Raw genomic sequence first — 14,338 nt, forward strand, 5'->3', positions numbered from 1 at the left:
CGGGGTCATGGAAATCCGGCATCAGGAGACTCGGCAAACTTCACGGCACCGTCACTAGCTGGGGGGTTGCCATGGCAAGAACGCCAGATATAGTTCCCGCAACCGGGGCGGACTCCCCCGCCCCCCATGGCCTCCGGGTCAGCGGGCAAAGCGTGGAGTCTTTGACGGAATGGACGGCGATTTCAGAACCCAGTTCGTGCGCGATCCCGCGGCGCTGAAGCATTACCCCGCTTTGGTGCTGAACGCCGACTACCGCCCGCTCAGCTACTACCCGCTCAGCCTCTGGCCCTGGCAAGAGGCGATCAAGGCCGCCGTGCTGGAGCGGGTGCAGATCGTCGCCGAATACGACCATGTGGTGCGAAGCCAGCGCCACGAATTCAGGATACCCTCGGTCGTCGTCCTCAAGGAATATGTCAAACCCCAGAAGCGCGTGGCCTTCACGCGCTTCAATCTTTTCCTGCGGGACGAATTCTGCTGCCAGTACTGCGGCGCGCGGGGCGATCTTACCTTCGACCATGTCGTCCCGCGCTCGCGCGGCGGCATCACCAGCTGGGAGAATGTCGTCGCCGCCTGCTCTCCGTGCAACCTGCGCAAGGGCTCCCGGACGCTGCGCCAGTCCGGCCTCCACCTCCGCCGCCCCCCTCGGACCCCCACCGCCGAGGAGATGCAGGCCCACGGCCGCCGCTTCCCGCCGAACCACCTGCACGTCAGCTGGATGGACTACCTCTATTGGGACGCCGAGCTGGAGGCCTGAGCTTCTCCGACGATTGTTCGTCATGTCGCGGATCGCGCTGTCCGACCGATCCGGCTCCCCCCGATCAAGGGTGTCTGCCCGCGCCACGGGGCCGAACCCGCCCCGGATCTGTCAGCCGCCGACGATCCCGGTGACGGCGCTGTTGACCCCCGACACCACCGTGCCGGTATTGACCGCGCCCAGAACCGTGGTCGAAACATTTCCCATCGACCCGTTCAGCCCGTTGAAGCTGGTATCGACCGATCCGATGACCGAGGTCATGTTGCTGGCCATATCGGCCACAAGAGCCGCCTGATCGGTGGTGCCGCCGAGCTGCCGGATGCTGGCCGAAACCGCGCCCGAGCTGCCGGAGATCGCCTCGGACAGGTCCTGGTTGACGCCAAGCGTGATCGTGCCCGTGTTCACCGCGCCCAGCACGGTCGTGGACATATCGCCAATGTCGACAGTCATGTCGCCGATGGCCTGCACGTCGCCCGCAACCTCGGACGTGGCGGCCGCGACGCCGGTCAGCGTATTGGTGACCGATCCGTCGATGCGGTTCAGGATCGTGCCTGTCTGCGGGTCGATCCAGGCCTCGTTCTCTGCGATATTCACGAAGGTGCCGGCAAGCGGCGCCATGGTCCCCATTTCGGCCGTGGCGTTCAGCACGCGCTCCAGAACGGAGAGGCTGGTGACGGGAAGGGGCTCCTCCTCGGGGTCGGTGGGCGGGGGCGAGACCGTCTCGCCCGCGCCAAGCGGCGTCGTCGACAGCCCGTTCGAGAAGGAGTCCAGCTCGGCAAGGGTCGGCGTCAGCGTGCCTGTAAAGGAGATGCCCGCCGTGCTGTCCATGCCCACCGAGCCGCTGAACAGCTGGCCGGTGAATTCATCGCTGCCGACGAAGAAGAAATAGGCATCTCCTTTGGCATCGGCCCCCGCCGTCAGCACGCGCCCGGCGCCGAGCGATTGCACGACAGTCCCATCCGCCTCGAACAGGGTCATCTCATGGGGATAGCTGGCGCTATTGGCGCCCGCATTGGGGGTGAAGCCGATATAGCGGTCGGAATTCGCACCCCAATCCACCTCTCCATCGCTGAATGGAATTTTATAGGCGGTTCCAGGGACTTTGCTGTAGATGTCGCAGGTTGTCGTGTTCTGGCAATTCGAAACATTCCATTGCGTATCGGCAACCTGATACCGACCGAACTGCAGGTCCGAAAACGCTGCCTGTGCCGCGCCCCCAAGCAGCAGAAGTGCCGCGGTGGACCAGGCGGTCGCGCGCAGCAATCCGGGAACGATTTTAAGCATTTACCATCCTTGAGGTACGTGGTGCCGGAACGGGACAGGCATCAGTTTCATGGCCCAGATTTCATATCGGGACGGTTTGGGTCAACAGCGAATTCGGATCCATTCGGCACATGGGCAGAAAGAGATGATCGAAGGGAAGGATAAATCGCGTCGAATGGAAGGGACATATCGAAAGTGGGTTTCATTCGATAGGCATGGCAGTCGAGGGATTGTTCCGGCAGCGTAATCCACCTGGCATTCGGCATTTATTCCAAGGTCGCAAGAATCGCCGCGATGGCAATACGAACGGCGGCGCGCAGCCGCCTCGGTTCGGCATGTAGATCGACCGCTCTCTTGCCGGGACGGCGCTCCGCCGGATCCCGCGCGGCGCAAGGGGCCGTCCCTGCGCGGTCGGGATCCACGCCTGGACAGTCCTCGGCTTCAGGTCACCACATCCGGGTTTTCCCGCCCGGTATGGGCCGCGATCCCCGCCAGCCGATGCGCCGCCCGGATCACCGGGGCCAGCGCCTCCTGCGGATCCAGATCCAGCCCCCCGGGACCGGGGGCGTAGCGTTCCAGATAGACCCGCAGCGTCGCGCCCTCGGTCCCGGTGCCGGAAAGCCGGTACACGATCCGGCTGCCGTCCCGGAACATGACCCGAACCCCCTGCCGCTCGCTCAGGCTGCCGTCCACTGGGTCGGTATAGGCGAAGTCGTCGGCCTCCGCGATCGCCAGCCCCTCCACCCCCCGCCCCGGCAGGCCGGGAAGCGCGGCGCGCAAGGCGGCCATCAGCGCCTCGGCCCGCGCGGGCTCGATCGCCTCGAAATCGTGGCGGCTGTAGTAGTTCCGGCCGAACCTTTGCCAATGGTCCCGCAGGATCGCCGCCACCGTCTGCCCCCGCGCGGCCAGCATGTTCAGCCACATGAGCACCGCCCAGAGCCCGTCCTTCTCGCGGACATGGTCCGAGCCGGTCCCGAAGCTCTCCTCGCCGCAGATCGTCGCCTTCCCCGCGTCGAGAAGGTTGCCGAAGAACTTCCACCCCGTCGGCGTCTCGTAGGCCGGGATCCCCAGCGCCGCAGCCACCCGATCGACGGCGGCGGAGGTCGGCATCGACCGCGCCACCCCCTTCAGCCCCCCGGCATAGCCCGGCGCCAGATGCGCGTTCGCGGCCAGCACCGCCAGGCTGTCCGAGGGCGAGACATAGATCCCGCGCCCGACCACCATGTTCCGGTCGCCGTCGCCGTCCGAGGCCGCGCCGAAATCGGGGGCGCCGGCGGTGAACATTTCCTCCATCAGGGCGCGGGCCCAGGTCGGGTTCGGATCGGGATGCATCCCGCCGAAGTCCGGCAGCGGGGTCGCGTTGACCACCGTCCCCCTGGCCGCGCCCAGCCGGTTCTCCAGGATCTCCACCGCATAGGGGCCGGTGACGGCGCACATGGAATCCATCCGCATCCGGAAGCCGGAGGCGAACAGCGCCCGGATCGCGGCAAAGTCGAACAGCCCCTCCATCAGCGCGGCGTAATCGGCCACCGGGTCCACGACATCGACCACCATCCCGCCCAGCCGGTGCCGGCCGGGGCGCGAAAGGTCGACATCCTGCGCCTCGAGCATCCGGTATTCGGCCAGTTCCAGCGTCCGGCGATACATTGCCTCGGTCACCGCCTCGGGCGCGGGGCCGCCGTTCGGCATGTTGAACTTGACCCCGAAATCCTCGTCCGGGCCGCCGGGGTTGTGCGAGGCGGACATGATGATCCCGCCATCGGTCCGGTTCAGCCGGATCAGGTGGCTGGCGGCGGGAGTCGAGAGGATCGCCCCCTGCCCCACGATCATCCGAACAGCCCCGTTCGCGGCCGCCATCCGCAGGATGACCTGCGCCGCGCGGTCGTTGAAATAACGCCCGTCGCCGCCCAGGACGAAGGTCTTGCCCTGGCAGCCTACCACGTCGAAGACCGACTGGACGAAATTCTCCAGATAGTGCCGCCCCATGAAGACCGCCGTCTTCTTGCGCAGTCCGCTGGTCCCCGGCTTCTGCCCCTGGATCGGGGCGGTCTGCACCGTGGTGATCTGGCTCATGGCGGGTCTCCCTTCGATGTGCCGGTCAGCGACCGGAAGAGCAGGACCGACTGGGCCGGCACCTCGCGCAGCGTCGAGGCGGTGCCGTCGGGCAGGAATTCGGGCCGGGTGGTGTCGAGCAGAAGTTCCCAGGCCGGGACCGTCCCCGGCAACCGCAGCGCGGCGGCGGCCCCCGTGTTGAAAACGGCGAAGACGGCATCCGGTTTCGGATCGCCCCCTTCGGCCTGCATCCGCAACTCGACGCAGAGGCAGCGGAAGGCGGGATCGTGCCAGTCCCCGGACTGCGGCGTGTGGCCGTCGGGGTGGTGCCAGATCACATCCGGCAGGCCGTCGCACTGGCGCTTGCGGGCATGCAGGAAACGGCGCTGGCGCAGGATCGGCAGGGCGCGGCGCAGGGCGACAAGGCGGGCGACGAAATCCGTCAGCGCCCGGTCGGCGCGGGCCCAGTCGAGCCAGCTGGTCTCGTTGTCCTGGGCATAGGCATTGTTGTTGCCGCCCTGGCTGTGGCCGATCTCGTCGCCGGCCAGAAGCATCGGCACCCCTTGCGAAAACATCAGCGTGGCCAGCAGGTTGCGCTTGCGCAAGGCACGGGCGGCCAGCACCTTGGGATCCTTCGTCGGCCCTTCGACGCCGAGGTTGTCGGAATGGCTCTCGTGATGGCCGTCGCGGTTCTCCTCGCCATTGGCGAAATTGCGCCGGACCGTGTAGCTGACCAGATCCTCGAGCGTGAAGCCGTCATGGCTGGTCACGAAATTGACCGAGGACGAGGCGGCGCGGCCGGAATGGTCGAAGCGTTCGGCGCTGCCGAGGATCCGGGCCGAGAGATCGGGCGTGAGGCCGGCATCCCCCTTCCAGAAGCGGCGCACCCCGTCGCGGAAGCGGTCGTTCCATTCGTGGAACGGATGCGGATAGGCCCCCAGCTGATAGCCGCCCGGACCGATGTCCCAGGGCTCGGCGATCAGCTTGACGCGGGAAAGGACCGGGTCCTGCCGGATCGCGTCGAAGAAGCCGCCGTTCGGGTCGAAGCCCTGTGCCTCGCGCCCCAGGACGGTGGCAAGGTCGAAGCGGAAGCCGTCGACATGGACCTCCTCGACCCAGTAGCGCAAGCTGTCCATCACCATGCGCAACACCATCGGATGGGTCAGGTTCAGCGTGTTGCCGGTGCCGGTGTCGTTGACGTAATGCCGCCCGCCGTCGCAAAGCCGGTAATAGCTCGCGTTGTCGAGCCCCCGGAACGACAGGGTCGGGCCCCATTCGTCGCCCTCGGCGCTGTGGTTGTAAACCACGTCGAGGATGACCTCGATCCCCGCGGCGTGAAAGCGGCGGACCATGGTCTGGAACTCCCACAGCGCGCCTTTCGACATGTAGCGGGGCTCGGGGGCGAAGAATCCCAGCGTGTTGTAGCCCCAGTGGTTGCGAAGGCCCCGCGCGACCAGGAAGCGGTCGTCGACGAAGGCATGGACCGGCAGAAGCTCGATCGCGGTGATGCCAAGGCGGTGCAGATGTTCGATCACCGGGTCGGAGGCGAGGCCCAGGTAGGTGCCGCGCAGGCCCTTGTCGACATGCGGGTGCAGTTCGGTCATCGACTTGACATGCGCCTCGTAGATCACCGTATCGGTGCGCGGGATGCGCGGCGGCTGGTCGTTGCCCCAGCTGAAGGAGGGATCCACCACCACCGCCTTCGGCACGGCGAAGGCGCTGTCGCGGCTGTCATAGCTGAGGTCGCCGCGCGGGCTGCCGATCCGGTAGCCCATCAGCGCGTCGGACCATTTCAGCCGCCCTTCCAGCGCGCGGGCATAAGGGTCCAGCAGCAGCTTGTGCGGGTTGAAGCGGTGGCCCTGTTCCGGCGCATAGGGCCCATGGGCGCGATAGCCGTACACCGCGCCGGGCGTCAGCCCGCCGACATGGATATGCCAGATGTCCCCTTCCCGCTCCACGATCGGCAGGCGGCACAGCTCCTTGCGGCCGTCATGGGTGAAAAGGCACAGTTCGATCCGCTCGGCATTGGCGGAAAAGACCGCGAAGTTCACCCCGTCGCCGGTGAGGCTGGCCCCCATCGGCCAGGGGCGACCGGGGCCGACCGCATGGCCCGAAAGCCATGCCGGGGGCGGGGCGGTCTGCGGCGTCACCCGGCCAGCCTTTCGTAAAGCCCGGCATAGGCGGCCGCGCTCGCCTCCCAGCCGACGGGATGGGCCATGGCATTGGCGCGCAGCTTCGCCCAGAGCTTCGGCTGGCGGTATAGCGCCTGCAGCCGCTCCAGCGCCTGGCCGAAGGCCATTGCGTCGACCGGGTGGAAGGTCACCCCCGTCGCCGCCCCGGCCGCCAGCGTTGCCGGGCTGGCCCCGATCACCGTATCCGCAAGCCCCCCCACCTGGCTGACCACCGGCAGCGCGCCATAGCGCAGGCCATACATCTGGGTCAGGCCGCAGGGCTCGAACCGGCTGGGGACGAGGACGGCGTCGGCGCCCGAGAACAGGCGGTGGCTCAGCGCCTCGTCATAGCCGATGCGGACGGCGACCCGACCGGGAAAGCGCGCCGCAAGGTTGCGCATCGCCGCCTCCATCCCCGGCTCGCCCGAGCCGAGGACGATCAGCCCGCCACCGCCAAGGATGAAATCGGGGATCACCGCGGGAAGAAGGTCGACGCCCTTCTGGTCGGTGAGCCGGCTGATGACGATGGCCAGCGGGCCGGGAACCTCCAGCCCGAATTCCTGGCACAGCCGCGCCCGGGCGGCGGCCTTGCCGGCCATGGTCTTCGGGCCGAAGCCCGGCTCCTCGCGCGCGGGATTCCAGATCGTCGTGTCCACCCCGTTCAGGATGCCCGAGACCACCCGCCCGCGCGCCGCCAGCACCCCTTCCAGCCCCATGCCGAACTCGGGCCGCATCAACTCGGCCGCATAGCTGGGCGAGACGGTGGTGATCCAGTCGGCGGTCATCAGCCCGGCCTTCAGGCTGGAGATCCCGCCGTAGTATTCCAGCGCCTCGGGGTGGAAGGCATGGGCGGGCAGGCGCAGGATCCCCAGCATGTGGCCCGGCGCCCAGCCCTGGAAGGCGATGTTGTGGATGGTCATCACCGACTTCACCCCGCCCGCGCCGTAATAGGCCAGATAGGCCGGGGCCAGCCCCGCCTGCCAGTCATGGGCGTGCAGCATGTCGGGCTTCCAGCCCGCCAGCCCCTCGCGCGCGATGCGGGCGGCGATCCAGCTCAGCGCGGCGAAGCGGATCGCATTGTCGGGAAATTCGCCCTGCGGCCCGGCATAGGGCCCGCCCTCGCGATCATAGAGATGCGGCGCATCAAGGAGGAGGACCGAAATCCCCCCCACCTCGCCGGCAAGGACCCGTCCCTGCCCGCCCCAGAGATCGCCCTCCTCCCAGACCACCGGCCAGCCCTCGGCCCCTGCCCGCAGGCTGCGATAGGCGGGCAGGAGAACCCGCATCTCCCAGCCTTTGGCCGCAAGCGCCTCGGGCAGCGCGCCCACCACATCGGCCAGCCCGCCGGTCTTGACCAGCGGCACACATTCCGACGCCACCGAAAGCACCCGCCCGCCCATGACAAACCGCTCCCGTCTTGCTCTTTTCAAAAATACTCCACGGGGGTCCGGGGGTGTGAAACCCCCGGGGCTCCGCCCGGGCGCAACCCGTCAGGATCCCGTCACGACAATGCCCGTGCCCGCGCGTCAAGCATGTCCTGCGTGATCAGCACGATCCCCCCGTCCGAGCGGCGGAACCACTTCGCATCCTCTGCCGGATCCTCGCCGATGACCAGCCCCTCGGGGATCACCACGCCCCGGTCGATCACGCAATTCTTCAGCTGCGCCTTGCGGTTGACGGTGACCTGCGGCAGCGCCACCACATGTTCCAGGCTGGAGAAGCTGTGCGTCCGGACCCCGGTGAACAGCAGCGAATTGCGCACCTCGGAACCCGAGACGATGCAATCGCCCGCGATCAGCGACGAGACCGCCATCCCGCGCCGTCCGTCCTCGTCATGGATGAACTTCGCCGGCGGCACGATCTCGGCATAGGTCCAGATCGGCCAGCTCCGGTCGTAGATGTCCAGCTTCGGCACGAAATCCGTCAGGTCGATATTCGCCTGCCAGAAGGCGTCGATCGTGCCGACGTCGCGCCAGTAGGGCTCGGTCTCGAGGCCCGAGGTCACGCAGCTGTCGGCAAAGCGGTGCGCGACGGCCTTGCCCTCCCGCACGATGCGGGGGATCAGGTCGAAGCCGAAATCGTGGCTGGAGGCGTCATCCCCCATGTCCTGCCGCAGCAGGTCGCGCAGGAAGGCCCAGTCGAAGACGTAGATCCCCATGCTGGCGAGCGAATGGTCCGGATCGCCGGGAAGCGCGGGCGGGTCCTTCGGCTTTTCCAGGAAATCGGTGATCCGCATCGCCTTGTCGACATGCATCACCCCGAAGGCGCTGGCTTCCCGGCGCGGGACCGTCAGGCAGCCGATGGTCACGTCAGCCCCGGCCTCGGCATGCTGGCGCAGCATCACCTCGTAGTCCATCTTGTAGATGTGGTCGCCCGCCAGGATGATGACGTATTTCACCCCGTAACTGTCGATGATGTCGATGTTCTGCGCCACGGCGTCGGCGGTGCCGCGATACCAGTTCACCTCGTCCATCCGCTGCGAGGCGGGCAGGATGTCCAGGTATTCGTTCCGTTCCGCCCGGAAGAAGCCCCAGCCGCGCTGGACATGGCGGATCAGGGAATGGGCCTTGTACTGCGTCGCGATCGCCATCTTGCGGATACCCGAGTTCAGCGCGTTCGACAGCGCGAAGTCGATGATCCGGGTCTTGCCGCCGAAATAGACCGCCGGTTTCGCGCGCCGGTCGGTCAGCTCCTTCAGGCGGCTGCCACGCCCCCCGGCCAGGACGAAGGCCATGGCCTGGGATGAAAGGCGCTGGTTCGGTCTTGGGTGCATTCTCGTCCTCCCCTCGGGCGGCTTGCCCGGCAATCGTCAATCCTGCTGCAGATAGATCGCGGACAGCGGCGGCAGCACCAGCTGGGCCGACTGGGTCTGGCCGTGCCACGGCACCCGCTCGGCGCCGATCCCGCCAAGGTTGCCGCGGTTGCCGCCGCCATAGGCTGCGGCATCGGTGTTCAGGATCTCGCGCCAATGGCCCGGTTCGGGCAGGCCCAGCCGGTAGCTGCGCTGGACCGGCGTCATGTTGACCACCGCGACCACCGGCCTGTCCCCGGCCCGGCCCCGGCGGACCCAGGCGAAGACCCCCGTCTCGGCATCGTGGCCTTCGAGCCAGTCGAAACCCTCGGGCCGGCAGTCGTTCACATGCAGCGCCGGGATCTCGCGGTACAGCCGGTTCAGGTCGCGCACCAGCGCCTGCACGCCGCGATGCTCGGCCAGGGCGAGCTGGTGCCAGTCCAGGCTGTGCTGGTGGTTCCACTCGGCCCCTTGCGCGAATTCCTGGCCCATGAACAGCAGCTTCTTGCCGGGATGCGCCCACATGAACCCATAGAAGGCGCGCAGGTTGGCGAATTTTTCCCAAGGGGAGCCCGGCATCTTGGCCAGCATGGAACCCTTGCCATGCACCACCTCGTCATGGCTGATCGGCAGGATGTAGTTTTCCGACCAGGCATAGACCAGGCCAAAGGTCATCTGGCCGTGGTGGTAGCGGCGATAGAGCGGGTCCTTCTGCATGTAGCCAAGCGTGTCGTTCATCCAGCCCATGTTCCACTTGAATCCGAAGCCGAGGCCGCCCCAGTCCACGGGCCGCGAGACACCCGGGAAGGCGGTGGATTCCTCGGCCACGGTCATGATGCCGGGACATTCGCCATAGGCGGTGGCGTTCATCTGCCGCAGGACCTCGATCGCCTCGTAGTTCTCGCGCCCGCCATCCCGGTTCGGGACCCATTCGCCCGGCTCGCGGCTGTAGTCGCGGTATAGCATCGAGGCGACGGCATCCACGCGAAGGCCGTCGATGTGGTATTCCTCCAGCCAATAGAGGGCGTTGGAGACCAGGTAGTTCTTCACCTCCACCCGGCCATAGTTGTAGATCAGGGTGTTCCAGTCCTGATGGAACCCCTCGCGCGGGTCTTCGTGTTCGTAAAGCGCGGTGCCGTCGAAGCGGCCGAGGCCATGCGCATCGGTCGGGAAATGCGCCGGAACCCAGTCGAGGATGACCCCCAGGCCGCGGCGATGGGCGGCATCGACGAAGGCTCGAAACTCCTCGGGCGTGCCGTGCCGGATCGTGGGGGCGAAGAGGCCGACCGGCTGGTAGCCCCAGGACCCGTCGAAAGGATATTCGCTGATCGGCAGGCATTCGATATGGGTGAAACCCATGTCGGCGGCGTAGTCCACCAGCTGCCCGGCCAGTTCCAGATAGCTGAGCATCCGGTTGCCGGGCGCGCGCCGCCAAGAGCCCAGATGCACCTCGTAGACCGAGATCGGCGCGTCGATCGCCTGTTTCGCGGCCCGCGCGGCCATCCAGTCCGCATCCTGCCAATCGCCCCGGATTTCCCTTACAACGCTTGCATTTGCGGGCGGATGTTCCGAGCCGAAGCCGACCGGGTCGGCCTTGAGCGGCAGGATCGTCCCGTCCTGCCCCCGGATCTCGTACTTGTAGACCGTGCCCTGGTGCAGGCCGGGCAGGAAGATCTCCCACACCCCGGTCGCACCCCGCCGGCGCATCGGATTGCGGCGCCCGTCCCAGAGGTTGAAGTCGCCCACCACCGAAACCCGTTCGGCATTCGGGGCCCAGACCGCGAAATGGACGCCCGCCGCCCCCTCATGCGTCATCGGATGCGCGCCGAGCGCCTGCCAGAGGCGGCGGTGCGTGCCTTCGCCCAGGAAATGTTCGTCCATTTCGCCCAGCACCGGACCGAAGCGATAGGGATCGTCGAATTCCCATGTGTTGCCATGGCCTTGCGCGCGGAACCTGTAGCTGTCCCGCCGGGGCATCGGCTGGGTGAACAGCCCGGGGACGCCGGGATAGGGCGCGGCCTCGGCGGCGGAATGTCCGGTCAAGAGCCAGAGCCGCTCCGCCCCCGGCACGAAGGCCCGGACCTCCCAGCCCTTCGCCACCTCGTGCGGCCCGAGCACCGCGAAGGGATCGCCGTGCCGTCCCGCGGCGATCGCCTCGGCCGCGCCCCGCTCCAGTGTCGTTCCGGCCATGCCCCCTCCTGCAAGCGCCTCAGAGCGCGGATGTCGTCTGCCAGATCTCGTCCATGTAGCCACGGATCGTGCGGTCCGAGGAGAAGAAACCGCTGCGGGCCGTGTTCAATGCCGCCATCTTCCACCAGCGCGCGGGATCGGCATAGGCGCGATCCACCTCGGCCTGCATCGCGTGATAGGCCGCGAAATCCGAGGCGACGAGGAAATAGTCATGGTGCCAGACGCGATGGACCAGGCCATGGTACCGCTCCGGCTCGCCGGGAGAGAAGCGGCCCTCGGCGATCATCTGCAGCACGTCCAGCAAGGGCTGGCTCGCCTGGATCGCCTTGCGGGCATGTTCGGGATCCGCACGCCGGTGGACGACCTCTTCGGCGGTCAGGCCGAACAGGAAGAAGTTACCGGCCCCGACCTCGTGCAGGATCTCGACATTCGCGCCGTCCAGCGTGCCGATGGTCACCGCGCCGTTCATCATGAACTTCATGTTGCCGGTGCCCGAGGCCTCTTTCCCCGCGGTCGAGATCTGTTCCGAAAGGTCGGCAGCCGGGATCAGCCTCTCGGCCATGGTGACGTTGTAGTTCGGCGGATAGATCACCCGCAGCAGCCCGTTCGTCACCGGATCCGCGTTAAGAACCTCGGCCACATCGTTGATCAGGCGGATGATTTCCTTGGCGACTTCATAGCCGGGCGCCGCCTTGCCGCCGAAGATCTTCACGCGCGGGATCCAGCCGGCCTCGGGGTTGGCGCGGATCGCGTGCCAGTGGGCGACGGTCTGCAGGATGTTCAGAAGCTGGCGCTTGTATTCGTGGATGCGCTTGATCTGGACGTCGAAGATCGCCTGCGGGTCCAGCGCCAGGCCGGTCTCGCGCCCGATCCAGTTCGCGAGCGCGACCTTGTTCTCGTGCTTGGCCGCCGCGAAATCGGCGCGGAAACCTGCGTCCTCGACATGCGGCTCCAGCTCGCGCAGGCGGCCGAGGTCGGCCTCCCAGCCCTCGCCGATGGTGCGGGTGATCAGCCCGGCCAGCGGGCGGTTCGCCATCCGCAGCCAGCGCCGCGGGGTCACGCCGTTGGTCTGGTTGACGATCCGGCCCGGATGCATCGCGTCCAGTTCGGGAAAGAGCGTGGTCTTGACCAGTTGCGAATGCAGCGCCGAGACGCCATTGACCTTGTGGCTCATGATGAAGGCCAACTCGCCCATCCGCACCTCACCGTGCTTCAGGATGCCCAGGTAATGCGGCCGGTCCGGCCAGTTGCGGCGGTGCCAGCCGTCGATCCGCTCGACGATCTGCAAATGGCGCGGCAGGATCGTGCCGAAGGTCGAGGTTGTCCATTTCTCCAGCGCCTCGGGCAGGAGCGTGTGGTTGGTGAAGCCCAGGCATCCCCGCGCGATCTCCAGCGCCGTGTCGAAGGGCAGGCCATGGACATCCGACAAGAGCCGGATCAGTTCGGGCCCCGCGATCGCGGGATGGGTGTCGTTCATCTGGATCGCGACATGGGCCGGCAGGGTGCCGAGGTCGCGGTGGTTGGCAAGATGGCGGCGCAGGATATCCTGCAGCGCGGCCGAGGTCATGAAGAACTCCTGCTTCAGGCGCAGCTCCTTGCCCTGATGCGTTGTGTCGTCGGGATAAAGCACGCGCGACAGCGTGCGGGCCAGGGTCTCGGGTTCGGCCGCGGCGGTGTAGTCGCCCCGGTTGAACCGCGCGAGGTCGAAATCCGCCGTCCCCTTCGCCGCCCAGAGCCGCAGCGTATTGGCCCATCTTCCCTGCCAGCCGATGACCGGCGTGTCATGCGCCTCGGCCGTCACGGTTTCCTCGGGAAACCAGACCTCGCGGCCGTCGCGGATTTCGACCCGGCCCTTGAAGCCCACGGTATAGGCGCTTTCCGGGCGGGTGAATTCCCAGGGATCGACATGGGCCAGCCAGTCCTCGGCGGTCTCGACCTGGCGGCCATGCTCGAAATGCTGGCGGAAGAGGCCGTTCTCGTAGCGGATGCCATAGCCATAGGCCGGGCAGCCGATGGTCGCCATCGATTCCATGAAACAGGCGGCAAGCCGCCCCAGCCCGCCGTTCCCCAGTGCCGCGTCGGGCTCGTCGTCGATCAGCGCGCGCAGATCGAGTCCGAGCCCCGCCATCGCCTCGGCGGCGATGTCGTAGAGGCCGAGGTTGATCATCGCATCCTCAAGCACCCGGCCGATCAGGTATTCCATCGACAGATAGCAGACGCGCTTGCGGTCATCGGCCCAGGTGCGGCGGGTCGCGGCGAACCAGGGGACCACGATGCGGTCGCGGATCGCATGGCTGAGGGCGAGCCGCCAGTCCTGCAGGCTGGCGTGGGGGGCGTCCTTGCCCTGGGTGAAGGTCAGATGGCGCAGGACATCGGCCTGCAGAAGGTTCGGGGTCACGCTGGGCTCATGGTCTTGTCCGGCCCGCCAAGGCTAGGCTGTGCCGGGCCGGCGTCAAGCAGGGCTTGGGTCAAGATATGGTCACTTTCAACCAGGGGCCGGGAGTTCAAACCGCTTTGGCCGTGGTGCCACCGGCGGGCCCCCCTGTCAAAGAAAAAGGCGGCCGGTCAGGACGGGCGGGCCGGGCTGTCGGATTTCTTCTCCCAGCGGCCCGAGTCCTCGGACCAGTATTGCGCGGCATGGCCGGCGGCGGTGACCGCGCGCCATTGCTGCCGCGCCGCCTGCAGCCGGGCCTGATCGCTGCCGTCGAACAGGATCCAGACCCGCTCCATCGCCACGATCTCGGCATCGGTCGCTTCCGCCCCGTCGACCAGCGCCAGCACCCGCGCCCCGTTCACCGCCTGGCCGAGACCCAGAAGCACCGGCTGGTCGGCATCCTGCGGCCCCCCCTCCAGCCCATGCGGCAGGAAGCTGCCGTCGCCCCCCTTCAGCCAGAGCGCGGCGTCCAGCCGGTCCAGCGCCTCGCGGTCGGTGCCGCGCACCATCACCCGCCAGCCCTGGCCGAGCGCCCTGGGCGCGTTCACCGCCAGGGTATCGGCGGGGGTCGAACGGGTCAGATGGTAGAACATCACCGTGCCCATTGCCCGTGGCCTTCCGGGTCCGCTCATCGCTTGTCTTCGACCGCTCTTCGCCGGTCGCGCCCGCCCGCGAGGACCGAC

9 protein-coding genes are annotated in these 14,338 nt (G+C 67.4%); 1 reads left to right on the top strand and 8 read right to left on the bottom strand.

Features of this window, described 5'->3' with window-relative positions:
- Positions 1-169 precede the first annotated feature (169 nt).
- Positions 170-754: an HNH endonuclease gene (locus ACE3UA_RS08255; protein ID WP_197641552.1), complete on the top strand. Its 585-nt coding sequence runs from the start codon at positions 170-172 to the stop codon at positions 752-754.
- A 111-nt stretch (positions 755-865) separates the two neighbouring features.
- On the opposite strand, the gene ACE3UA_RS08260 is transcribed toward ACE3UA_RS08255, so the two are convergent.
- The 8 genes from ACE3UA_RS08260 to ACE3UA_RS08295 all read right to left on the bottom strand — a co-directional run bounded on the left by ACE3UA_RS08260 (position 866) and on the right by ACE3UA_RS08295 (position 14,260).
- Complete coding sequence (locus ACE3UA_RS08260; protein ID WP_374643957.1) at positions 866-2,038, bottom strand: hypothetical protein; 1,173 nt, start codon at positions 2,036-2,038, stop codon at positions 866-868.
- A gap of 420 nt (positions 2,039-2,458) precedes the next feature.
- The gene (locus ACE3UA_RS08265; RefSeq protein WP_374643959.1) at positions 2,459-4,090 is read right to left on the bottom strand and encodes an alpha-D-glucose phosphate-specific phosphoglucomutase; all 1,632 of its coding nucleotides are present in this window, start codon (positions 4,088-4,090) and stop codon (positions 2,459-2,461) included.
- A complete protein-coding gene (gene glgX, locus ACE3UA_RS08270; protein ID WP_374643961.1) occupies positions 4,087-6,219 on the bottom strand; it encodes a glycogen debranching protein GlgX in 2,133 nt (710 codons plus the stop codon). Before glgX ends, ACE3UA_RS08265 begins: the two co-directional genes overlap by 4 nt.
- Positions 6,216-7,640, bottom strand: coding sequence for a glycogen synthase GlgA (gene glgA, locus ACE3UA_RS08275; protein ID WP_374643963.1), 1,425 nt, complete (start codon positions 7,638-7,640; stop codon positions 6,216-6,218). The genes glgX and glgA overlap by 4 nt, the downstream gene beginning before the upstream one ends.
- Before the next feature lie 101 nt (positions 7,641-7,741).
- Positions 7,742-9,013 (bottom strand): glucose-1-phosphate adenylyltransferase, encoded by a 1,272-nt coding sequence (gene glgC / locus ACE3UA_RS08280; protein ID WP_374643965.1) that lies wholly within the window; start codon positions 9,011-9,013, stop codon positions 7,742-7,744.
- A 36-nt stretch (positions 9,014-9,049) separates the two neighbouring features.
- A complete protein-coding gene (glgB, locus tag ACE3UA_RS08285; RefSeq protein ID WP_374643967.1) occupies positions 9,050-11,221 on the bottom strand; it encodes a 1,4-alpha-glucan branching protein GlgB in 2,172 nt (723 codons plus the stop codon).
- 19 nt (positions 11,222-11,240) lie between these two features.
- Positions 11,241-13,619 (bottom strand): glycogen/starch/alpha-glucan phosphorylase, encoded by a 2,379-nt coding sequence (locus ACE3UA_RS08290; protein WP_374643969.1) that lies wholly within the window; start codon positions 13,617-13,619, stop codon positions 11,241-11,243.
- A gap of 167 nt (positions 13,620-13,786) precedes the next feature.
- The gene (locus ACE3UA_RS08295) at positions 13,787-14,260 is read right to left on the bottom strand and encodes a DNA polymerase III subunit chi (protein WP_374644095.1); all 474 of its coding nucleotides are present in this window, start codon (positions 14,258-14,260) and stop codon (positions 13,787-13,789) included.
- Positions 14,261-14,338 lie beyond the last annotated feature (78 nt).

This window comes from Tabrizicola sp. (assembly GCF_041919135.1).
Lineage (GTDB): Bacteria > Pseudomonadota > Alphaproteobacteria > Rhodobacterales > Rhodobacteraceae > Tabrizicola.